Source organism: Wenyingzhuangia aestuarii, from assembly GCF_011927765.1.
GTDB lineage: Bacteria > Bacteroidota > Bacteroidia > Flavobacteriales > Flavobacteriaceae > Wenyingzhuangia > Wenyingzhuangia aestuarii.
Genome location: NZ_JAATJG010000005.1, coordinates 73267 through 97914, shown reverse-complemented (window position 1 = coordinate 97914; position 24648 = coordinate 73267). Strand labels below are relative to the sequence as shown.

Sequence of the window (24648 nt, the reverse complement as noted above, 5' to 3'; positions counted from 1 at the left end):
GAGTACAAAGTAGCAAGTATTAAAACCTACTACTTTGTACTTAGTACTAAAGACTAAAAAAGAAATCATGGCAAGAAATAACGATAAAAACCCTACACAAAAGAAATTTGAAAAAATTTCTATTGGTTTAGCATCACCAGAGTCTATTTTAGAGGCTTCACATGGAGAGGTGCTAAAGCCAGAAACAATCAACTACCGTACACATAAACCAGAGAGAGATGGTTTATTTTGTGAGCGTATCTTTGGACCTATTAAGGATTTCGAATGTGCTTGTGGAAAATACAAGAGAATTCGTTACAAAGGTATTGTATGTGATCGATGTGGTGTAGAAGTAACAGAAAAGAAGGTACGTAGAGATAGAGTAGGACACATTAATTTAGTGGTGCCTATTGCTCATATTTGGTACTTTAGATCATTACCTAACAAAATGGGTTACCTTTTAGGTTTACCTTCTAAAAAGTTAGATATGATTATTTACTACGAGAGATACGTAGTAATTCAACCCGGTAATGCAACTCAATTAGATGGAACTCCATTGCAAAAAATGGATTTCTTAACAGAAGAGGAGTATTTAGATATTTTAGAAACAGTTCCTTTAGACAATAGATATTTGGACGATACAGATCCAAACAAATTTATTGCTAAAATGGGAGCGGAGTGTTTGATTGAATTGTTAGATCGTATTGATTTAGATTCTTTATCTTATGAATTAAGACACAAAGCAAACACAGAAACTTCTAAGCAACGTAAAACAGAGGCTTTAAAGCGTTTGAATGTTGTTGAAGCTTTCCGTGAATCTCAAAAGAACAGAGACAACAATCCATCATGGATGATTTTAAAGGCTATTCCGGTGATTCCACCAGAATTACGTCCTTTAGTTCCTTTAGATGGAGGTCGTTTTGCAACTTCTGATTTAAATGATTTATACCGTAGAGTAATTATCCGTAACAACCGTTTAAAGCGTTTGGTAGAAATTCAGGCTCCTGAAGTTATTTTACGTAACGAAAAACGTATGTTACAAGAATCTGTAGATTCTTTATTTGATAACACTCGTAAATCATCAGCAGTAAAAACAGAATCTAACAGACCTTTAAAATCTTTATCAGATTCATTAAAAGGTAAGCAAGGTCGTTTCCGTCAAAACTTACTTGGTAAGCGTGTAGATTATTCTGCTCGTTCGGTAATTGTTGTTGGACCTACTTTGGCTTTATCAGAATGTGGTATCCCTAAGGATATGGCAGCTGAACTGTACAAACCATTTATCATCCGTAAGTTGATTGAGCGTGGTGTTGTAAAAACCGTAAAATCTGCTAAGAAAATTATAGACAAAAAAGAGCCTGTAGTTTGGGATATTTTGGAAAATGTAATTAAAGGACACCCTGTTTTATTAAACCGTGCCCCTACGTTACACCGTTTAGGTATCCAAGCGTTCCAACCTAAATTAATTGAAGGAAAAGCGATTCAGTTACACCCATTAGTATGTTCGGCATTTAACGCCGATTTTGATGGGGATCAGATGGCTGTTCACTTACCTTTAGGACCAGAAGCAATTTTGGAAGCTCAAATGTTATTGTTAGGATCTCACTCTATCTTAAACCCTGCAAACGGTGCTCCAATTACGGTACCTTCTCAGGATATGGTATTGGGTCTTTACTACATGACCAAATTAAGAGTTACTGATGAAAACTATAAAGTTAAAGGACAAGGATTAACTTTCTATTCTCCAGAAGAAGTAACTATTGCTTTTAATGAAAAAGCGGTAGACTTAAATGCTGGTATTAAAGTTAGAACTCAAGATATTGACGAAAACGGAAATCAGGTAACTAGAATTATTGAAACTACAGTTGGTAGAGTCTTGTTTAATGAACATGTACCCGCTGCTGCAGGATATATCAATGATATTTTAACTAAGAAATCTTTACGTGGAATTATTGCTAAAGTTTTAAAAACTACAGATATTCCTACAACAGGTAAGTTCTTAGATAATATTAAAGACATGGGATTCAAATTTGCCTTTAGAGGTGGATTGTCATTCTCATTAGGAGATATTATTATTCCAGCTGAGAAGAAGCAAATGATTGCTGATGCGAATGTGGAAGTGGATGTAATTATCCAAAACTATAACATGGGTATGTTAACGAACAAAGAACGTTACAACCAGGTTATTGATATATGGGGATCTACAAACAATCAATTGACAGAATTGTCTATGAAACGTTTGAGAGAAGATCAACAAGGATTTAACTCTGTATTTATGATGCTTGATTCTGGAGCCCGTGGTTCTAAGGAGCAAATTCGTCAGTTAACTGGTATGCGTGGATTGATGGCTAAGCCTAAAAAATCTACTTCATCAGGAGGAGAAATTATTGAAAACCCAATTTTATCTAACTTTAAGGAAGGTTTATCCATTTTAGAGTACTTTATTTCTACGCACGGTGCCCGTAAGGGACTTGCCGATACGGCCTTAAAAACTGCCGATGCTGGATACTTAACACGTCGTTTGGTTGATGTTGCACAAGATGTAATTGTGAACGAATTTGACTGTGGTACTTTAAGAGGATTGGAAGTATCTCCATTAAAGAAAAATGATGAAATTGTAGAATCTTTAAGTGAGCGTATTACTGGTCGTGTTGCATTACACGATATTAAAGATCCTATTGAGCATGAAGTTTTAGTTCCTGCAGGAGCTGAGATTACAGAAGAATTAGCTGCTATTGTTGAAGCATCAGGATTAGATACTGTAGAAGTACGTTCTCCATTAACATGTGAAACGAAGAGAGGTATCTGTTCTAAGTGTTATGGACAATCGATGTCTACACGTGATATGGTTCAAATAGGAGAATCTGTTGGAGTTATTGCTGCACAGTCTATTGGAGAGCCTGGTACACAGTTAACATTACGTACATTCCACGTTGGAGGGGTAGCCGGAAACATTTCTGAAGACAACAAATTAACTGCTAAGTTTAGTGGTAAATTAGTGATTGATGATTTGGTAACTGTTGCTGGTAAAAATCCACAAGGGGAAGTTGTAGAGATTGTTATTTCTCGTACTGCTGAAGCTAAAATTATTGATGAAAAAATAGGAACTGTTTTAAGTAACACTGTTATTCCTTATGGATCGTACATTTTTGTAAATGGTCAAACAAGTATTAACAAAGGAGATGCTATCTGTCAATGGGATCCATTTAACGGAGTTATTGTTTCTGAGTTTGGAGGTAAGGTTGTCTTTGAAGATTTACAACAAGGTATTAACTACTCTGTAGAAATTGATGAGCAAACAGGTTTCCAAGAAAAAGTAATTATTGAATCTAAAGACAAGAAGAAAATTCCTGCTTTATTAATTCAAGATGCTGATGGAAATACACAACGTTCTTACTCATTACCTTTAGGTGCACACTTAATGGTAAGTGATGATGAAGAAATTGAAATTGGTAAAACATTAGTTAAGATCCCTCGTAAGTCTGGAAAGGCAGGGGATATTACTGGAGGTTTACCTCGTGTAACTGAATTATTTGAAGCACGTAACCCATCTAACCCTGCAGTAGTTGCAGAAACTGACGGTGTTGTTTCTTTTGGTAAAATTAAGCGTGGTAACCGTGAAATTATTGTTGAGTCTAAATTTGGAGATGTTAAGAAATACTTAATTAAGTTATCTAACCAAATCTTAGTACAAGAGAATGATTATGTTAAAGCAGGTATGGCTTTATCTGATGGTTCTGTAACTCCAGAAGACATCTTGAGAATTCAAGGACCTTCTGCAGTACAACAATATATTGTGAATGAAATTCAGGAAGTTTACCGTTTACAAGGGGTAAGAATTAACGATAAGCATTATGAGGTAGTAGTACGTCAAATGATGCGTAAAGTTAGAATTATTGATTCTGGAGACACTTTATTCTTAGAGAACTCTTTAGTTCACAAGAATGACTTTATTGAGAAGAATGATGAGATTTATGGTATGAAAGTGATTGAAGAGGCAGGAGCTTCTGATACTTACAAGGCTGGTCAAATTATTAGCTCTCGTGAGTTAAGAGATGAAAACTCTAGATTGAAACGTGAAGATAAAGCTTTAATCGAAGCAAGAGATGCTAAACCGGCAACGGCAGAGCAAATCTTACAAGGTATTACAAGAGCATCTTTACAAACAAAATCATTTATCTCTGCAGCATCGTTCCAGGAAACAACGAAAGTGTTGAATGAAGCAGCTGTTAATGGTAAAATTGATTACTTAGAAGGATTGAAAGAAAACGTTATTGTTGGTAAAAAGATACCTGCTGGTACAGGTATGAGATCTTACAATAATATTATCGTAGGTCCTAAAGAGGAAATAGAACAAAGTATTGGAGCTAGCACTATTGAAGAATAGTATTTAGTAACTTTAAGATAAAGAAAACGGATTCCATTGGAATCCGTTTTTTTTTGTTTAAAATTAGTTCTATTTTAGAGCATCAATAATCAATATTACATGGAGCAGTCAAAAAATAAAGAAGGAAATATTAATATAGAATTATCACCAGAGGTGGCAGAGGGAACTTACTCTAACTTGGCAATTATCAATCATTCTAACTCTGAATTTGTAGTTGACTTTGTAAATATTATGCCTGGAGCTCCAAAAGCAAAAGTAAAATCTAGAATAATTTTAACTCCACAACATGCAAAACGTTTGGCTCAAGCTTTAATAGACAATATTAACCGTTTTGAAGCTCAGGTAGGAGAGATTAAAGAGTTTGAACAACAAGATTACCCCATAAATTTTGGTACAGTTGGAGAGGCTTAATCGGTTCTTTTTAATAGCTACGGTGTTTTTAATGGTAAACATTAAAGCAGAAGCCCAGTCTACCATAGAAAAAATAGGAGATTATGGATTGTATTCCATGCCTTTTATTGCTTTGGGGTCTACTTGGTTAGAAAAAGATTTAGACGGAACCTTTATGCATGGGAAAGCTTTTGTTTTTAATACAGCATTAACCTTAGGGTTAAAGGCGGTTACTAAAAAAGAAAGACCCAATGGGGAAAATTTAAATTCCTTTCCATCAGGACATACTTCTATTACATTTCAAAGTGCAGCCTTTATGCAAAAAAGATATGGATGGAAATATGGAATACCTGCCTATACCGTTGCTGCGTATACTGGTTTTAGTAGGGTGTATGCAGATAAGCATTTTGTAGAGGATGTTGCTGTAGGTGCTGTTCTAGGCGTACTATCTTCTTATATCTTTACTAGAAAAAGAACAGTAAACACGACTAGTTTTTCTTTTGATAAGAAGGGGAAAGACTTTTATGTTCGTTATAGTTATCAGTTTTAAACACATCATTTTTATACAATCTGTAGTTGAAGGAGTTAAACCAAAGGTTAACATTCCAATAATATAGACAGTTTATATTTTAAGTACATTGCAGCCTTAAAAAAAGGAACAATGCTTTCTAGTACCGAACTAGCAAAACGTATTACTAATAATGATGAAATAGCTTACAGTACTTTGTATAGTAGGTTATGGGAACAATTATACATTTTTGGCAAGTCACTTATTATGGATGAAGCAGAAGCCAAAGATGTTATACAGGAAGTATGGTTAGATTATTGGAAGAGAAGAAAAGAAGTTTCTCCAAATAATATAGAAGCCTACTTGCATCAAGCAGTACGTTATAAGGTATACAATTCACTAAGAGATAAAAAATTCAATCAGGTTCAATTAGAGGTCTGTAGAGAGTTAACTATAGACTCTGTTATAGAATTGCATCACGATTTTGATGAAACCAACTTACGATTACGTCATTACATAAACAATCTTCCTGCTAAATGCCGTGAAATTTTTACTTTGAGTCGTTATGAAGGATTGGATAACGAAGAGATTGCACAAAAGATAGGTATCTCTAAACGAACTGTAGAAAATCAACTATCTATAGCTGTAAAGTCTCTTAGAATCCATATGGGAAAAGTAATTTCTTTTCTTCTTTTTATTAGTTATTCTAGGTAAATAACAACTTCATCTTTCTTTTTTGTTAACTAAACATTAACGAAGCCTTTAGATATAAACATAACGTTAAGCCTCACTTTTTAACCGTGAAAGGAAAAGAGGTTTGGGTATATACTAGTATAGACCCATAAAAAAATGACAGAAAAAGAATTAAAAGAATTAATTAACAAGAGGCAAAAAGGAAATCTTTCTAAAGAAGAACAAAAAGTTTTAGAATTATTTGAGGAAAAAATGTTGGCAAAAAATGAACAACATATTTTTTTTAACGATAGGCATAAGTCTATGGTTGAACAAGAAATATATTCAAACATTCATAAAGCAAAAAATAAGAAATTCATTAGTGCCTGGTTAAGAATAGCTGCAATATTAGTATTGTCGATTACAGTAGCTGGTGGTAGTTGGTATTTTTCATCTAAACTACAAATAGAGAACACTTACGCTGTGGCACAAACTATTATTAAAAGAGCAGAGTACGGTAAAAAGTTAACAGTGACTTTGCCAGATGGTTCTATAGTAAACTTAAATAGTGGTAGTGAAATTAGATTTCCAGAAACCTTTAACAAAACTACTAGAGAAGTAACATTAACAGGAGAGGCTTTTTTTAATGTTCAAAAAAATCCAACACATCCATTTATAGTCAAAACTCCAATGGTTACTACTAAAGTATTGGGGACTACTTTTAACATCAAAGCTTATCAAGATCAAGATGATGTAGAAGTAACTCTTGCTACTGGAAAAATTAGTGTAGGTATTCAAGGAGAAGATGAGATGATTTTAACTCCTTCCTATCAGGTAAACTTTAATAAAAAGAGCAAAAGTATTCAAAAACAAAAGGTAGTATTAGCTCAGTTTTTAGGTTGGAAAGATGGTGTTTTAAGTTTTGATGATGAAAAGTTAGCAACAGCAATTCCAAAACTAGAAAAATGGTTCAATGTTAAAATACACTTAGAAGATAAAAATAGTCAAAACTGTTCATTTACAGGAGTGTTTAAAAATGCTTCTTTAAAAAACATACTAGATAACATCACCTTTGTAAAACCTAATTTATCCTACAAATTTATTTCTTCTAAAGAGATTCAAATTTTAGGAAAGTGTAATCATTAAAATAAATTTTATGGCATAAAGAAAACGAAACTACCTACTACTAAATAAAAAAAAACAGTCTGTTATAAGATACTTTGGCGAGTAAAACAGACTGCTAGCGATTAACAATAACTAATTAAAGAAATTATTAAACATTTTTTATGAACTTAATTAAACACCCTTTTGTCAAAATGGTCACAAAATTGTCTGTTTATTTAGCTATTTTATTTTTTGCCAATCCAATGTTTGCAAAATTTGCATTCGGTCAAAATCTGGCAGAAACAAAGATATCAATTTTAAAAATAGATGCAACCCCATTAGAAATTTTAAAAGAAGTAGAATCTAAAACAGATTATTATTTTATATATGATCAATCTCTTAAAAAAATAGATAAAGAGATTACAATCAAAGCAAAAAATATATCTGTTTTAAGAATATTAGAAGAACTAACTTCTAAAGTTAAATTACAATTTAAGCGTATCAATAACAGTATTTCGGTACAACAACTTAGCAATACAAAATCAGCTATAACAAAAATAACAGGTGTGGTAATCGATGAAATGGAAACCCCTTTACCTGTGGTTACGGTTTTAGAAAAAGGAACCACCAACCAAGTAATATCAGATTTTGATGGGAATTTCACCATCAACGTAACAACTAAAAATCCTGTATTGGTCGTTTCTTTTAACGGATATGTTACTCAAGAAATCTCTGTACAAAATAAAACTCAGCTTAAAGTTGTTTTAAAAGAAGATGTAACAAAACTAAGTGAAGTAGTTGTTACCGCATTGAATATTTCTAGAGAAGAAAAGTCTTTAGGATATTCGGTAGCTAAAGTGAATGAAGAAGATTTAACCAAAACAGTAACAGGAAACTGGATTAACGGAATGTCTGGTAAAGTAGCAGGTTTAACTTTTGATCAGGCAGGTACAGGACCAAGCGGATCTGTAAGGGTTACCTTACGTGGAGATCAATCTTTAAATTATGGAAGCAATGAAGCTCTATTTGTAGTAGATGGAGTGCCTATTACTTCTGGAATTACCTCTACAAGAAGTGTTAGTAATTATGCACAAGGAGATGCTCCTATAGATTACGGAAACGGAATTAGTGATTTAAATCCAGATGATATCGAATCTGTTTCTGTGTTAAAAGGACCAGCTGCAGCAGCATTGTATGGATCTAGAGCCGCAAATGGAGCTATTTTAATAACCACCAAATCTGGTAAAAAAACTAAAGGGATTGGGGTTACTATAAATTCCTCTATCACCTTTGACAAAGCCGGATATTTCCCAGATTTTCAAACAGAATACGGGAATGGTTCTGACATGGGACAGAGTGAATTCTCTTTATGGGAATTAACTCCTGATATGACTAATGATGGAACTGCTGTATCTAGACATTATTCTCGTTATACTTTTGGAGAAAAGTTTGATGAAGATAAACTTCGCTATTTGTACGGTTCCAAAAATTGGGATACAGGAGAGTTTACAAAACTCCCTTTTACTTATAAAGATGATTGGTACACAGGTTTGTTTGAAACAGGAGTTACCAAAAGTAATACCATTAGTGTAAGTGGTAATAACGGACGTGGAACTTCTACACGTTTCTCTTTTACAGATTTTAAAAACGAATGGATTTTACCCAACACTGGTTTTGATAGAAAAACCATTTCTTTATCCTTAAACACTCCGGTTACAGATAGAATTAAATTAAATACAAAGATTAATTACACTAGAAAAGAAAGTGAAAATATGCCTGGAGGAGGGTATAACGAGAACAATCCCATGTATGCGTTGGCTTGGGGATTTAATACCAATAGTATTAACGATTGGAAAGAAGAATATTTTAACGGAAGATATAACTATGCCAATTGGGCTGCCCAAGGAGAAAACGGTCAAGGTTTGGTATTTCCATCAGCTAATGGATTTAATCCTTACAGATCTTTATATGAGGAATTAAACACACAAGATAAGAACAGAGTTTTTGGAAATATTGGTTTTAGTTTCGATATCATGAAAGGGCTTGAATTTAAAATAAATTCAGGATTAGATTGGTCAGATGAATTTAGAACACAACGTAGACCTTTTTACACTGCCGATTATCAAAACGGGTTTTATAGAGAACAAACCGTTAGAGTAATAGAAAACAATAACGAAATGATGTTACGCTATACGAATAACGATTTGATACAAGGTAAATTTGGAATTACCGCTATGGTAGGAGCCAACAATAGAGTTAATGAGTATTATAATAGCAAAATTACATTAGGTCAGTTAGGAGAAGAAGGTATTTATCACACCACCAATTTACCAACAGGAGTTATTCCTGATCCTTATCATTATAGAACTAAAAAAGTAGTGAATAGTGTGTACGGATTGGCTTCTTTAAGTTGGGATGATACGTATTATTTAGATATTACAGGGCGTAACGATTGGTCTAGTACACTTTCTAAAAACAATTGGTCATTCTTTTACCCATCGGTAGCAGCAAGTATTTTGGTCAATGAAATTTTCGATTTTAGAAAGAATCTTTCTTGGGTAGATTTTACAAAATTAAGAATGTCTTGGGCAAATGTAGGGAACGATACTTCTCCATATTCCTTAGATCAATATTATTCAACCTCTTCTTATTCTGGAGGATATACCTTACCAGGAACTATTCCAGATCCTTTAATAAAACCAGAAAATGTAGAAAGTTGGGAGGCAGGATTAGATACAAGATTTTTTAAAAACCGTTTAGGTTTGGATGTTACTTTGTATCACTCATCAACCACTAATCAAATTGTTTCTGTAGGAGTTGATCAAATTACTGGAGCCACAGGGTTAAAGATTAATGCAGGTAAAATTACCAACCGAGGAATAGAAGTTGCCGCTCATGTAGTACCTGTAAAAACACCAAATTTTGAATGGTCTTTTGATCTTACATGGTCAAAAAACAAAAACAAGTTAGTGAGTTTACAAGAAGGATGGGATTCTGACGAACCTTTACAAACAGATATGGGAACGACCATTGGAGGTAGAGTATATGTAAACTCTTATGTAGGTCAAGAAATGCATGTTATCTACGGACGTGGATTTCAAAGAGCCCCAGAAGGAGCTGTGTATGTAGACGAAAATGGAGTAGAGCAAGATGCTTCAGGAATGCATTTAGTAAATGCAGATGGTTATCCTATTCTAGATGAATCACCCGATAGAAAAATAGGAAGTGTAAATCCGGACTGGAGAGGTGGTATTGTACAACGTTTTAAGTATAAAAACTTTTCTTTAAGTGCTAATTTTACAGGTCAGTTAGGAGGACATACTTATTCTGTAACCAACTTTGCATTGTCTTATCAAGGTAAGTTGAAAAACTCTTTAGAAGGAAGGTATGATGGTTTGGTACACAACGGAGTAAATGCTGTAGCTAATGCAGATGGAACTACATCTTATGTAAAGAATACTACAATTACTAAAAGTATTCAAACTTATTACAATTCTTATATATGGAACCGTAACAATGTAGAAACCAATACGTTTAGCAATTCTTATTTAAAATTAAGAGAATTAAGGTTAGACTATAAACTACCACAACGAATTTTAGAGAAAACAAAGTACTTAAACGATGTAAGTTTAGGAGTGTTTGCCACCAATTTGTTTACTATTACAGAGTTTCCTCAATACGATCCAGAAACAGGAATGTTAAACGGATCCAATATCTACAAAGGAATAGAAACCATGTCTTTCCCTATGACAAGGTCTTACGGTTTCAATGTTAAATTTTCATTTTAAACCCATAGAAAATGAACAAGTTAAAAATTATTATAGCTACAATAGTATTTGCATTGATAAACAATGCATGTACTTCAGATTTTGAAGAGATAAATACCAATCCGAACACTACTAATGTAGGGCAAATACAAGCTACTGGTATGTTTGAACCTTTATTGTATAACGGAGCTAAATTTTGGCAAAATTATACTTGGTATTGGAACAATGAGTTGATACAGTTTACTGCTTTTACAGGAGGAACTACAAGACAAGAGCACCGTTATTTTATAAGTGATGCCAATTGGCAAAGTGTATGGAATGCTTATGCTCGTTACGGGAATAATGTAACACATATGTATGATTTAAGTATAGAACAAGGTGATAGATCTTTAGAAGCCATAGCACTTACATTAAAAGTATTGTATATGTCTAATCTAACAGATATGTTTGGAGATGTTCCTTATTCCGAAGCTTTTACAGCTAGAAAAGCCAATGGAACTACCAAACCCGTTTTTGATACTCAACAAGAAGTCTACGAACAGATGTTTGAAGATTTAAAAGCAGCTAACAATATTTACGCTGAAGCTCCTGTATTTGTAAAACCTTCTTTGGATGGTATGTATAACGGGTCTATGGAACAATGGCAAAAGTTTAACAACTCCTTGTATTTACGTTTGCTAATGAGAGTTAGTGGACGTGCAGAAATGAATGTCGCTACTAAAATATTAGAAGTATTAAACAATCCAACTAGCTACCCAATATTTAGTTCTAATAATGACAATGCAACTGTAGTGTTTTCTGGAATAGACCCTTACAGAAGTCAATTTTCAGATTATAACGAAGGAAGTTTTACGAGTTCTGGAAGAAAGTTAACAGAACAGCTTATTAAAATGACTGTAGTGACAGATATTAATGGAAATGAAACTTTTGTAGATCCTCGTTTGCCAATCATAGGAAAGAAAAATCCGAATGTTAGTGTAAATCCAGACAATGTTTGGAAAGGAACCATTTCAGGAGTTTCAGAACAAGATCAGAATGATGCCGATAGAGGAAGTGCTTGGTTAAATGCGGCTGTGTTAGCAAGAGCAGAAGCTCCTGGTACTTTTATGGATTATGCAGAAGTACAGTTTATTTTGGCCGAAGCTGCTTTAAAAGGATGGATTCCTGGAGGAGAAGCTGTTGCAAAAACATATTATGAAACTGCTATTAGAGCTTCTGTAGAAAAATGGGCAGAAAGAGGTCAGTTTAGTGAAGTTCCTGTAGTGGTTAGCAATGAAGATATTGATAATTTATTAGCATCCGAATTGGCCTCTTGGGATTTGGCTACCAATAAAGATGAATTGATTGGGAATCAAAAATACTTGGCTCTATTCTGGGTGGGTATGGAAGCTTATCATGAATATAGAAGAACCGGATATCCAGAATTAACCATAGGAAATGGAACAGTGTTTAATGATTATACATTACCAACAAGGTTTGCTTATCCTACCACTACATTGGCCACCAATGCGGTTAACTCCGAAGCAGCTATTAGTCATATGGGAGGGAATACTATGAAAACCCCAATATGGTGGAGTAAACAAGCTATACAAGAAAATTAAGAATCAGAAAAATAAAAAATATGTATACCAATAATGTATTTACAATGCAGAGAATTGTAAGGTTGTTCTATACCTTATTAGTTATTTGTCTTACAGGATTAACGTCTTGTACCAATGATGAAAATGAGTTTTCCGGAGATCCTTATTTTGTTATAGAAGATCAACCAACAGGAATTTCTGCAGATACCCAAGGGATTACTCAAAGTTATGTAGTACGCTCTAACAGACCCTGGAAAATTGTAGCTCAAAATGAGGCTACTTGGGCACAAGCCTTTCCAAATGAAGGAGAGGATGATGGAATTTTTAAATTTATTGTAGATGAAAATTTAACCTTTGATGCTAGGACTATAAATTTTGCTTTTGTAGTTAATGGAGAAGAGCAACCTGTATTGTTTAGAGTGGATCAAATTGCAAACATTCCATTTATAGTGGTAGAAAATGCAGCAGAGGGCATTTCTGTTCCTTCGGCAGCTACTACTTTTTCTATTCCGGTAAAAGCCAATGTAAATTGGACATACACTTTGGTAGATGGAGATTGGTTGTCAGAAGTAACACTTACTGAAAATGAATTGAATTTAATTGCCGTAAAAAACAGAGGAGAAGAGCGTGTAGCTACTGTAAAAATTAGCGCAGAAGGTCATCCTACCTTAGACACAGAAATTACAATTACACAGTCTGCTGGAGATGTTATTTTAGAAGAAAATTTTGATTGGTTAAACTATGGAAGTCCTGTTTTTTACACGTATTCTGGAGAAGGTAGGATGGATGATGTGTGGACAGCAGATGAATTGGCAAAAGGGTGGACAAGTACAGAAAATGAATTCGCAAGCAATCAACAAGTAGTTTATGCTCGTCCTGGTTTTGTAAAACTTGGAAGAACAAGTTATGGAGGAGATTTAATATCGCCAAGATTAACCGGTTTAGAAGAAGCTACTACCGTAAAAGTAAGTTTTAAAGCAGTGCCTTATAAAACTAAAGGAGGTACACAAGATGATCATACTTTAAAAGTAAGTGTAATTGGTGATGGAGAAACAAGTGTAAGTTCTATAACTGTAGACAATTGGCCAGACTACGCTACAGACCCTGATTGTACTTTAATTTGGGAAGAAGAAAGGTCTCAGTATGAGTTTACCATTACAGGAGCAACTTCGGAAACACAATTAAAATTCTTAGGAGGAGATTATCTTTTAAAAGGAGTTGGAAAAGGAAAGAATAGAATTTTTATAGATGATATTAAAGTGACAATTGTTGAGTAAAACCACTAAATTAAAATGAAACAAACAAGAAGAAAGTTTATAAAAATAGGTGGGTTAACCACTGTTGCAAGTTTAAGTGGAATAGGACTAGGTTTTGCAAGTTGTCAAAACAACATAGACAATATAGAAGAGAATTCTTTTAAGATTACTGGAGTTTCCATCCCTTCAAGTATAGAGGTAGTCACAGGAGGAACGGTGTCTTTAACAGGAAAAGGTTTTTTGGAAGGAGATGATGTATTGTTGATTTCTTCTTCTAATCCAGACATTCGTTATCGTTGTGAGGTAACTACTGTAAGTCACAATACCGCAAGTTTTAATTTGCCAGATGATTTTAGTACAGGAACCTATCAAATATTGGTAGAAAGAAATGCCGAACAATTGGCATTAGGAAGTTTGTTGCTTAATGTGGTAGCCAATGTAAGTATTCCAGATGTTGAAGGAATGACTGTAAAAGGTTTGGTATATGCCGATGGAGTTGGAGTTTCAGGAGTCACCGTGTCCGATGGTCACGAAGTAACAGTTACAAATAATGAGGGGGTATATTACTTACCCTCTCTTAAAAAAACAGGATTTGTTTTTATTTCTATTCCTGGAAATTATGAAGTAGCCACTGTAGGAAATGCTCCACAATTTTTTAAACGATTGAGCAGTAATACAACTGTAGTAGAGCAAAAAGATTTTTCATTAATAAAAGTGGACAATCAAAAACACGTAGTTATTCCCATGGCAGATTGGCATTTAGCTAACAGAAATAACGATATAGACCAATTTACGAGTAAAGTGTTGCCCGATGTAAATGCAACTATTGACAAATACAAGGCAGAAGGTACCAAAGTATATGCTTTAACTTTGGGAGACATGACTTGGGATTTGTATTGGTATAAAAATAACTTTGGTTTAAATGAATATGTATCGTACATGAATCAGTTAAACTGTTCTGTGTTTAATTTGATAGGAAATCATGATTACGATCCTTATTACGCTAATGATTGGGAGGCAGAACATGCCTATAGAAACATTTTAGGACCTACTTATTACTCCTTTAACTTAGGAGCTATTCACTATGTAGTCTTAGATGATGTAGAGTATATCAATACAGGAGGTTCTATAGGAACTGTAGGAAGTCGTAATTACAATTATAACATCAATACAACACAACTACAATGGTTGGCAAAAGATTTAGCAAGTGTTACCGATAAATCTACCCCAATTATTTTGGCCATGCATACCCCCTTGTATAAGAGACCTACACTAGATTCAGAAGGAAATCAGCTAAATGAAGTTTATTTACACAATGGAGATGCCTTAATAGATTTGTTAGCTCCTTTTACAGAAGTACATGTGTTGTCTGGACATTTACATGAAAATTATACGGTTGAAGAACAAGTAAATATTATGGAACACAATACAGGAGCTATATGTGCTACTTGGTGGTGGACAGGTAAAAATAATTATGCAGACAATCATCTATGTAAAGATGGGAGTCCAGGAGGGTATGGAGTTTGGAATATAAATAATAGAGAGTTGCAATGGAAATACAAAAGTATTGGCTATGAAGAAAACTATCAATTCCGTACTTACGATTTAAATTCAGTTGAAATTACTGCGGCTACTTTTGCTCCAAATGTAAGCGAGTCGTTAATGGCAACATATGCGGGTAGTTATGCTCAAAAAAATATAAATAATCAGGTATTGATTAATATTTGGGGTTATGAAAAGAACTGGAACATTGAAGTTACTGAGCAAGGTAAACCGTTAACTGTAAAAAGAATTCAGGCAAAAGACCCTTTACATATTGTTTCCTATGAAGCTTTTAGGTTAAACAACGGAGCTACACCAACTTCGGCCTTTACAACTAATGAAACCTCACATTTGTTTAAGGTAGAAGCTTCTGCAGCAGACACTACCTTAGAAATTAAAGTGACAGATAGGTTTGGCAATGTATATCAAGAAACTATGGTTCGTCCTAAAGCGTTTGCCTTAAAAATGAGATAAGAAAATGATAAAAATAGTATTTGATAAAATTAGTACAAATAGGTTTTGTACCTTATTTTTATTACTGATAATGGTTGCTTGTAATAAAATGAGTCACACAAAAGTTATTGCACATAGAGGAGCTTGGAAACAAGAAAATTTACCAGAGAATTCCATAGCATCACTTCAAAAAGCAATAGCATTAAAATGTTATGGAGCTGAGTTTGATGTAAATTTAACCAAAGACAGTATTCCTGTGGTAAATCATGATGCTGATTTTATGGGAATGGAAATAGAACATAGTACTTATGAGCAATTGTTAACTAAAACATTGGCTAACGGAGAACAGATTCCTACTTTAGAAGCGTATTTAAAAGAAGGTTTAAAACAGACCGACACTAAATTAATTTTAGAAATAAAATCAGCTCCATCAGGAAAAGAGCGTACTTTATTGTTAACTCAAATGGCAGTAGCAATGGTTGATAGCTTACAAGGAAAATCTATGGTTGCTTATATTTGTTTTGATTTTGATGCAGGAAAATTGGTACATCAATTGGATTCTTCTGCTGAGGTTGCGTACTTAAATGGTGATAAAACTCCTAAAGAAGCTCTAGCAGTAGGATACACAGGTATTAATTACAATTACAAAGTGTATAAAAAACACCCTACTTGGATTCAAGAAGCTCAAGATTTAGGAATGTCTGTAAACTCTTGGACGGTGAATAAAAAGGAAGAGATGGACGTTTTACTTCATCAAAATATAGATTTTATGACAACTAATGAACCAGAACTTCTCTTGGAGATGTTGAAAAAGAATTCATTATAGAAACGGTTAGTTGACTATAATAGTGTTACAAAAAAAACGATGTTTTAAACATCGTTTTTTTGTTTATATATAAAATATTTTAACGGGGAAATAATGAATTTATATTCATTATTTAGGTAATTAATAATCCTTCTTTAATTGCAAATTTGATAAGTTCTATATTGTTTTTTACGTTTAGAATAGAAAAGATATTTTGTTTGTGAGATTTTAAGGTATTGATACTGATGTTAAGTGAATCTGCGATGTCTTTTTCAGTAGAATATTCATAACAAGCTTTGATGATTTCAATTTGTCTTTCAGACAGAGTTGCTTGTTTTTTTTGATTGCATATAGCATCAATATTACTTTCCATTACATTTTTTATGAGTAAAGGAAACGTTTCAATGGAGTCGTTTTTACTAGCCATATAGTCTACACCTAAATCAATAATTTCTTGTTGTAGAATGGCATTGTCAAAACTACTTAAACAAATGATTTTAAATATTTTATGGTCAGGTCTAATGTCCTTTAAATAGTTTATAGAATTAATCCCTTTAAAACTTAAATCTAGGATCAGCAGATCAAAATCAACGTTATTTGTATTAATAATAGTGCTTTTTATCGTGTTGCAAATAGCCACAATCTTAAAACATTCGTTGTTTTCTAAATAGCTTTTTAAGGCATCAGAAAAAAAACGATTGTCATCTGCTAAAATTATTCTATATTTTTTCGTTAATTCGCTCATACACACAAAAATATGAGAATATTTGAATTGTGTATAGTACTAAAGTATTATATGTTTATTAATTTAAAAAGTAAAGATGTTTATTGATTCTCATGTTTCCGTTGGAGCTACCTTAGGAGTTGTTTTGTTTAAAGAAACTTTAGTAAGAAACAATTCGTGGAATGATCTAACGGCTACTTTAATAGCTTTTGCTATAGGTGCTTTTGTAGGTTTTTTGCCAGATATTGACTTTTTAAATAAAAAACTTAAATCAAACCTTTATTACCTAGAAAACCATAGAAAATGGACACATTCTATACTAGTTCATATACCTTTATCCATATTGTTTTCTTTCATTTTATTTAAGTTTCACTTTATAGGATCCAATAATTTTTGGTTTTGCAGTCTTGGTTTTTTTATTATTCTGTTTTCACACTTGGTTTTAGATTTATTTACTTCATGGGGAGTTTATTTATTTTATCCTTTTAAGAAAGTTGTAGCAACTAAAAGTATTTCAATTATTGATTTCTTTTTTAGTTTGACAATGATCATTCAGCTATTTTTTCTTTTTAAAATAGCTAATCCGTATTTGGTTTATGTACCTATATGTATAGCTTTTACCTATTTATTATTAACGTATTGCTTAAGCTTTTATATACAAAAAGTGTTTGCTAAAGCCTTGGAAGTCCAAGGAGTATTGTCTTATGAAACTGAAATTAAGCCCACATTTGGAAATGCTATCTTGTGGACTGTAAACGTAAGAGCTAAGGATGGTAGTTATTTAATAGGTTATTATTCTATTTTTCAAAAAACAAAAGAAATTAAGTTTGTTCACATAAAAGTAAACGAAGATTTAGTTGATTATAACGATGCAGAACTATTGGTTGTTGTAAGTAAGTTAAAAAACATATTAAATCACTGGTATTCTTTTTCACTTATAAATAACCAGTTAGTTGTTAACGATATTAGGTATGGTCTTAAAACGACAGATTTAAATGAAAAAGAATTTTCGCAGTCTTTTTTAATCAAAAAACAGCATGGAACTTATGATGTTTATAGAAAATTTAAGTTTAAAAAAGGGTGGTTTATAAAGCTAGTGATTAGATTTTTTAAAGTTTAAATAGCACAAAATGGGCAATTTGAATCGTACTCAATTCCTGTTTTAAAGGTGTTTAGTTTTTTAGCATTCAGACAGTGTACCGAAATATTTGCAGGTGTAATAAAGTTATGAATATTAATTTTTTTTAACAGTTTAGCAGTCTCTGGATTTGTTCTTTCAAAATACTTAATATTCTTATCCCAATTCTTTATTTCATCGCGTACAAATTCTCTACTATAGATTCCTCTTGGAAGTAAAAGTTTGTTTCCTTTACGAATACCCCCTTTTTTGGCTAGTTTTCTTTTTTCTAGAATAGGGAGCATTCTTTTAAAACTTTCTTCTATTTCTTGTCTACTAACTCCCGTTTTTTTTCTTTTTAATTTTTTTAGCGCTTTGGTGTCAAAATGTAATGATTTGTTGTTTTTTAAAATACGCTTTATTTTTTTTACGAGTATTTTCTTATCCTCATCATAAGGGATCATAGATTCATCTATATCAATAACCATATGGAAATCTGTATTTCCAGTATGATTAGCAACTTCTTCATAAGCTCTGTATATAACTTCAGAACAAATTTCATTTTTATTATTTGGATCAAAAAGGTTGGTTAAAAAGTTTGTTGTATATATTAGGAAGTTTTCTACAAAAGATCTTGTTTCGGGATTGTCTAGAGCAAGTTCTTTTTTTAGTAAAATCATGGCTAATAATACAATTTGATCATAAGCATAAATATTACTAGTATGATATTTTTCTATGGTTTCTATCAATAAACTTTTATCTTCTGGGAGATTATCTAATCTAAAGTTTGTAATAGCAGCTGTTTTTTGCTTTGCTATACTTTCCTTTAATTCTTTTTTTTTGATACCTCCAGTAACAGATTCATAAACATAACCATCTTTGTCGTAAATAGAACAATGGTTATAGTTGCTTCCGTCTAAAGCTCTAATAGATTCAGAAAGAAATCCATGCGCGTGGTGCATAATAATATCACCTTGTTCTAAGTTATTGATAAAATCTTGTAGTTCATCAGAAATTACAGCGCTCATTTTTAATATATTTATAGAGAAATGTTAAGATACTAAAATATGGGGTTCAATAAACAATTATCTAAATGGGTTATTAACAGTAACATACAATCTAAACCGTCTAGACCTTATCCTTTTAGTACTTATTCAGAAATAGCAGCTCCTGGCACTATGGTACAGCGTAATGATCGTTGTTTTTTTATGCCCGATTTAAAAAATCCAGATGCATGGGAGGTCAACAATTATACATCATGGGAAAGTTTAAAAGATAAAACCTATAACAATAGACTTTTACCTGTAGCAAAAGAAGAACATCAACAAACACTACCGCCTATAAGTAAGGTGATTGATGCTTTTATAAGAAACGGAAAACCCATGGAGCCTTGCCATAGAACATCTCTGTTGTTTATGGGGTTTGCACAATGGTTTACAGATGCTTTTTTTAGAATTGATTTTAAGGACCTTAGAAAAAATACTTCTAATCACGAAATAGACTTGTGTCAGCTTTATGGATTGAACAAAACCACCACAAATGCTTTAAGGAGTCATAAAGGAGGTACATTATTCTCTCAAATCATAAAGGGTAAAGAATTTCCTCCTTATTTATTTGATGAAAACTTAGAGGTTAAATCCGCCTTTAAAGAGTTAGAATATATTTCTTATTTGCCTACTGTATACAGGGAGTTATGGAAAGACGATGCTAAAAAAAGAAAATTTTATGCTACGGGATTGGGAAGAGGAAATTCTACCGTTTCGCATAGTACCATTAATACGCTGTTTTTAAGATTGCATAATAAAATAGCCCGTCAGCTTGAAAAGGAATATAATTGGGGAGATGAACAAATTTTTCAGACAACAAGAAATATATTGATTGTAATTTTAATTAAGGTTGTTGTAGAAGATTATGTAAACCATTTAAAACCTTTTAAATGGATGAAGTTTGAATTAGACACCACCTATGCTCCCAAGAAAAATTGGTATAGAAATAATTGGATTTCTACAGAGTTTAATTTGCTCTACCGATGGCATTCTATGATTCCAGATCACATGCAATTCAACGGAAAAGTTTATGCCACCAAAGATGTTTTTAGATTTAACAATCAGTTTGTAGAAGAGAACTCAATCACTTCTATTTTAGAACAGTTGTCTTATCAAAAAGCGGGTAAGATGACATTAATGAATACTCCAGACTTTATGAAAGAGGCAGAACTGATGACTTTATTTATTTCAAGAGCATCTAAGTTAACTTCCTATGCAGATTATTGTGAACAGTTTTCGGGTTCTATGACTAAATTCTTTAATGCTAGACCTAAAAAAATGTCTGATATAACAAAAGACAAAGATCAATTAAGTATTCTGAATAGCTTGTATGATGGAGATGTAGAAAAGGTTGATTTGGTGATAGGAGCTTTGGCCCAAGACCCTCCTAAAAATCCTTTGTACGAAGAGAAACCTATTTTAGGAAATTTAATGTTACAAATGATTGCTAGTGATGCTTTTTCACATGCGTTAACAAATCCTTTGTTGTCCGAAAACGTGTTTAATGAACAAACATTTAGTCCCTTAGGTTGGAAGCTTATTCAGCAATTTAGTAGTGTAAAATCTATTGTAGACTTTACCGAAGAGACTCATAGTGCTGTAAACTTTAATTACAACAAAGTGTCTCAAAAACTATAAGTTCTTAAAATCCTCTAGGGTAGGTTCGTACTTTGGATTGTTGTTGTTTAAATGATGTCTTAGTTCAGCTAATGCCTTGTATACCTTAATTCTAACATTATTTAACTCTCCAACAGCTTTGTGTTCCAAAAGACTATTGGTTAGTGAATAGGTTATTTTTTGATTGAGTTTAACATGTTTGCCTACTACTTGTTTGGGAATTGTAAGGCTTGCTACTTTTTTAAAAGGACTTAATTTTTCATCCCATTCTACAGACATGTCCTTGGTTGGTGTTTCCTTTTCGTTTTTGTAAAACTGAATACAAAAATCATAAGCTATTTCTTGTGTAGCTAACTCTTGTTTTAGTCTGTTAGCTAATCTATTATAAGAATTGTCTATTGTAAATTTTTTGTGAATATGTACCGATGGGGTAAGCTTGTATTTAACCATCGTATTTCCAAAGGCATAGGTAGTAGTACTCCAGTAATTAATAGTACTTAAAGATTGATGACTAAGTTTTGATTTTTTTACAAGCTTGGCTGTTTTTAAGTTGGTTAACAACCATTTTAGCTTTAAAAATAAAGAAGAGTTAATTGTACTTACAATTACATCTCTAAACTTTTTAAGCGTTCCAAAAGGCATTGTAGCATGAGACATTAATAGAAAATCTTGCGTGTTTTTTTCAAGACTATCCGGAGTTCTTTGGCCACTAACAGCTATTAATTTTAGGCTAATTCCTCTAATATCTTTTTTAAGATCTGATTGTATTTTATGGTTTCCATTAGAATAACGAATCAGTACAGGGTATTTATTTTGAGTACCAAAAATTCCTTGTTTTAATTCGTTAGGCAAGTTGGGTTCTATACTAAAATAGCCTTTTACCAATCCTAAGGTTTTTGGATGTGCATCTCTTTCTGTAGCCCCTTTTTTGTAAGAGCTACTTATGTAAGCAGACATTTTATCTTGAATCTCTTGAATGTATTTTAACTCAGTTTTACTAAACATATTCTTATTAGATTTAAGAAGGCTCATTTAAACTTAACTCCATTATAATTTCTGTTCCTTTTTCTTTGGTAGAATTTAAAATAAAGATTCCATTAAGAGACTCAATTCTGTCTTTAATACTTGTTAAACCAAAAGACGTGTTTTTAATATCACTCTTTTTAAAACCTTTTCCATCATCTTTAATATTAAGAGCTATTTTAGAATCGGTTAGTATTAAATTGATGTTTATTTGATTTGCATTGGCATGTTTAATTGCATTTGTGGTTAATTCTGAAACAGATTTAAACAATAGTTTTGCCGTGTTTTGAGGTATCGTTATAAACTTATCTTTTTCGCTATTGTACGAAATAACAGCTTTAGATAGTTGATTCATTTTATTCACATAATCCAGGATAGCCTCTTCAAAATTGGTAGAATTTATGTTTGGAATGTATAATGAGTTTAATAAAAAACGATAATCTTTTTTAAAAGAATTTAGGATTGTATTTATTTTATCACCATTTAAATCTTTTTGTAATAAGTTAAGTTTTAAGGCTTCTATGTATCCACCAAAAGAATCATGTACATCGTTTACCAGTGCATTTTGATGTACTTCTTGTATTGTTAGTATTTCTTCCTGAAAATTATTTTTTAACTCGTTATTCTCTTTGGATAATTTAACAGACAATAGTTCTCCATCTACAGATTCTTTAATAATGTAAAAGATGATCACAATTACTTCAATTAAAATTCCAAGATACACAGACTGAAAAATAAAATAAGTGATGTTAGGGTTGTTAAAATAGTTTTTAAAATCGCCTAAGTTTGCAAAAATTCCTAATACAGGTAGTAAGAAAGCAAAGAATAAGTAAAGAGGAATTACCCTATAAAAAACTAAGATGAAATGAATTATTAATGAAAGTAATGATGCGTAGTTTAATATTGTTTGTGAATAAAATTCAACATTGTACATATTTCCATAAAGTCCATCTACTATAGAAAAAATTGCGGCCAGACCACAGGCAATACTTATGGCTAAATAAATATGTTTACAGAACATTGTTTTTTTACCATATGCGTAAAAGTTCCTAAAAAATTCTGAAAGAGCCATGGTAGAAATTAATAAAGAAAAATGATCTAATCCATAGGTTAAAATTAGATCGTTACTTACAAACCATTGACTAAAAGTACCTGTAGAAATTAGGTATTCTATAATTAAGGCAGTTAAGTGGATCATGTACCACAAAACGGCAAACTTTTTTTTGTAAAGAAATATTATTGAAGCAGATATTAACAGCACCAACAAGCCAAAAGCGTAAGAACCTATTACAAAATAATCTTTTTGCATGGTTGCTTCGTACTCCTTTAAATTATAGGATTTTATAATAAATTCGGTTCTATAACTTAATGCATCTTTTGTTCTTATATAGAGTTTACAAGGAGTTGTGTTTTTAGCGATTGACACTATAGGAAAACGATATCCCTTATTAGGGCTGAGTTCTTTTTTAATGTTGTTATAGTGTTGATAAAAATTTAATTCTTCTAAGAGTGAATTTTGGATGCTAATCCAAAGACCTTGCTCTTGTTTAGGGATGTTAATAACTAACCATCCGGCTTCTTTACCCTCTAAAAAGAAATAAGTTTCAGTTTTATAGGGGATGTTAAAAAGGCCTTTTGTTTCTAAATTAATGGCATCCTCTAAAGTGATTTGGTCATCATATTTATCAAGTAGAAAAATATTACCCTCTAATTTAAATTGGGCTTGAAGATTAGTACAAACAAGCACAATGAGTATAAACAGGAATTTTAATTTCATTTTTTTTTTATAAACCATACTTAAGTATGAGGAGGTTACTAAGCTATAAAACTAATTTTATTATATGTAAAAACAGCTACCCTTTTTAGGGGATAAAAACTATAATAATACAGGTTTAGCCATTTTTTAAGTAAATATGTTAGGAGACCGAGCTTATATGTTAAAAATAACATTGTTTAATTCTATGCCAAGCTAAATTCCTTTTATTACAGTTCTTATTAGCTCTATTGTTTCAACTAAAATTAAAAGCTATGTTAAGAAATATAGAAAATCGTATAGAGTCAGAAATTTTATATGAAATAAATATAGGAGATCGTAATGTAGAGTTATCCGTTACGTTAGATTACGACGACTTGCCCAAAGCCATTAAAACCGTAGAGCGATTTAAAATAGAAAGAGCGTTTATTAAAGCGAATTATAAAAAAATTAAGAGTTTAACGGTTAGAGAGTTAGAAATTTTAAAATTAATTGTTAGAGGATATTGTAGTAAAGAAATAGGAGTTAAGCTGTTTATAGAAACCTCTACAGTAGCAAGTCATAGAAAAAAAATCATCAAGAAACTATCTATAAAACGCTCTATAGATTGGTTTTTATTTGCTCAAGCTTTTCATTTGTTGGATTAGTTCTTTTCTTAAAGAACCTCTTTTATGCCGTTTCTATTCTATCAATAACGCTTACGCGTAACTGATTTTTGAATGATCTAAATAAGAAAAAATAATTATTCCCCCCTTTTTGTTGTCTTAATCTTACTCCTACAGCCTTTTACTTGTTTAGATTGTTTTTGTGAAGTGTAAAAATTCCTGAATTGATAAATGTTTTTAAAATAGAAAATATCCCCTTTTGTGGGGATAGAAAAACACTGATTAAAAGTATAGTTTTAAATAAAAATTAAGAGATACCT

General features: G+C 32.2%; 17 protein-coding genes. 13 read left to right on the top strand and 4 right to left on the bottom strand.

All coding sequences use genetic code 11. The features are described from left to right. Positions 1-67 precede the first annotated feature (67 nt). The 10 genes from rpoC to GGR97_RS06280 all read left to right on the top strand — a co-directional run bounded on the left by rpoC (position 68) and on the right by GGR97_RS06280 (position 16464). Positions 68-4366, top strand: a complete 4299-nt coding sequence (gene rpoC, locus GGR97_RS06325; protein ID WP_167897685.1) for a DNA-directed RNA polymerase subunit beta' — start codon at positions 68-70, stop codon at positions 4364-4366. Between the two features lie 99 nt (positions 4367-4465). Next, positions 4466-4777 (top strand): DUF3467 domain-containing protein, encoded by a 312-nt coding sequence (locus GGR97_RS06320; protein WP_167897684.1) that lies wholly within the window; start codon positions 4466-4468, stop codon positions 4775-4777. 31 nt (positions 4778-4808) lie between these two features. After that, entirely contained in the window at positions 4809-5306 is a 498-nt protein-coding gene (locus GGR97_RS06315) for a phosphatase PAP2 family protein (protein ID WP_167897683.1), read from the top strand. A 111-nt stretch (positions 5307-5417) separates the two neighbouring features. After that, complete coding sequence (locus GGR97_RS06310; RefSeq protein ID WP_167897682.1) at positions 5418-5978, top strand: RNA polymerase sigma-70 factor; 561 nt, start codon at positions 5418-5420, stop codon at positions 5976-5978. Positions 5979-6113: 135 nt separating this feature from the next. Continuing rightward, the gene (locus GGR97_RS06305; protein WP_167897681.1) at positions 6114-7082 is read left to right on the top strand and encodes a FecR family protein; all 969 of its coding nucleotides are present in this window, start codon (positions 6114-6116) and stop codon (positions 7080-7082) included. Between the two features lie 140 nt (positions 7083-7222). After that, the gene (locus tag GGR97_RS06300) at positions 7223-10828 is read left to right on the top strand and encodes a SusC/RagA family TonB-linked outer membrane protein (RefSeq protein ID WP_209272329.1); all 3606 of its coding nucleotides are present in this window, start codon (positions 7223-7225) and stop codon (positions 10826-10828) included. Positions 10829-10839: 11 nt separating this feature from the next. Further along, the gene (locus GGR97_RS06295; RefSeq protein ID WP_167897680.1) at positions 10840-12408 is read left to right on the top strand and encodes a SusD/RagB family nutrient-binding outer membrane lipoprotein; all 1569 of its coding nucleotides are present in this window, start codon (positions 10840-10842) and stop codon (positions 12406-12408) included. Positions 12409-12428: 20 nt separating this feature from the next. Next, the gene (locus GGR97_RS06290) at positions 12429-13664 is read left to right on the top strand and encodes a BACON domain-containing protein (RefSeq protein ID WP_167897679.1); all 1236 of its coding nucleotides are present in this window, start codon (positions 12429-12431) and stop codon (positions 13662-13664) included. 15 nt (positions 13665-13679) lie between these two features. After that, positions 13680-15659, top strand: a complete 1980-nt coding sequence (locus GGR97_RS06285; RefSeq protein WP_167897678.1) for a calcineurin-like phosphoesterase C-terminal domain-containing protein — start codon at positions 13680-13682, stop codon at positions 15657-15659. 88 nt (positions 15660-15747) lie between these two features. Continuing rightward, the gene (locus GGR97_RS06280; RefSeq protein WP_245229460.1) at positions 15748-16464 is read left to right on the top strand and encodes a glycerophosphodiester phosphodiesterase; all 717 of its coding nucleotides are present in this window, start codon (positions 15748-15750) and stop codon (positions 16462-16464) included. Between the two features lie 112 nt (positions 16465-16576). Here the strand turns inward: GGR97_RS06280 and GGR97_RS06275 are convergent, their stop codons facing one another. Continuing rightward, on the bottom strand, positions 16577-17188 hold the full coding sequence (locus GGR97_RS06275; protein ID WP_167897676.1) for a response regulator transcription factor: 612 nt from the start codon (positions 17186-17188) through the stop codon (positions 16577-16579). 76 nt (positions 17189-17264) lie between these two features. On the opposite strand from GGR97_RS06275, the gene GGR97_RS06270 reads away from it, so the two are divergent. Next, the gene (locus GGR97_RS06270; protein ID WP_167897675.1) at positions 17265-18287 is read left to right on the top strand and encodes a metal-dependent hydrolase; all 1023 of its coding nucleotides are present in this window, start codon (positions 17265-17267) and stop codon (positions 18285-18287) included. Here the strand turns inward: GGR97_RS06270 and GGR97_RS06265 are convergent. Then, positions 18284-19312, bottom strand: coding sequence for a C40 family peptidase (locus GGR97_RS06265; RefSeq protein WP_167897674.1), 1029 nt, complete (start codon positions 19310-19312; stop codon positions 18284-18286). The genes GGR97_RS06270 and GGR97_RS06265 overlap by 4 nt on opposite strands. Positions 19313-19351: 39 nt before the next feature. On the opposite strand from GGR97_RS06265, the gene GGR97_RS06260 reads away from it, so the two are divergent. Then, complete coding sequence (locus GGR97_RS06260) at positions 19352-20968, top strand: peroxidase family protein (RefSeq protein WP_167897673.1); 1617 nt, start codon at positions 19352-19354, stop codon at positions 20966-20968. On the opposite strand, the gene GGR97_RS06255 is transcribed toward GGR97_RS06260, so the two are convergent. Then, positions 20963-21952 (bottom strand): catalase family protein, encoded by a 990-nt coding sequence (locus tag GGR97_RS06255; RefSeq protein ID WP_167897672.1) that lies wholly within the window; start codon positions 21950-21952, stop codon positions 20963-20965. The two genes, GGR97_RS06260 and GGR97_RS06255, sit on opposite strands and share 6 nt — an antisense overlap. A gap of 13 nt (positions 21953-21965) precedes the next feature. Further along, a complete protein-coding gene (locus GGR97_RS06250) occupies positions 21966-23747 on the bottom strand; it encodes a sensor histidine kinase (protein WP_167897671.1) in 1782 nt (593 codons plus the stop codon). Positions 23748-23998: 251 nt separating this feature from the next. Here GGR97_RS06250 and GGR97_RS06245 point away from each other — a divergent pair, with 251 nt between their 5' ends. Continuing rightward, a complete protein-coding gene (locus GGR97_RS06245) occupies positions 23999-24370 on the top strand; it encodes a helix-turn-helix transcriptional regulator (RefSeq protein ID WP_167897670.1) in 372 nt (123 codons plus the stop codon). Positions 24371-24648: the final 278 nt, after the last annotated feature.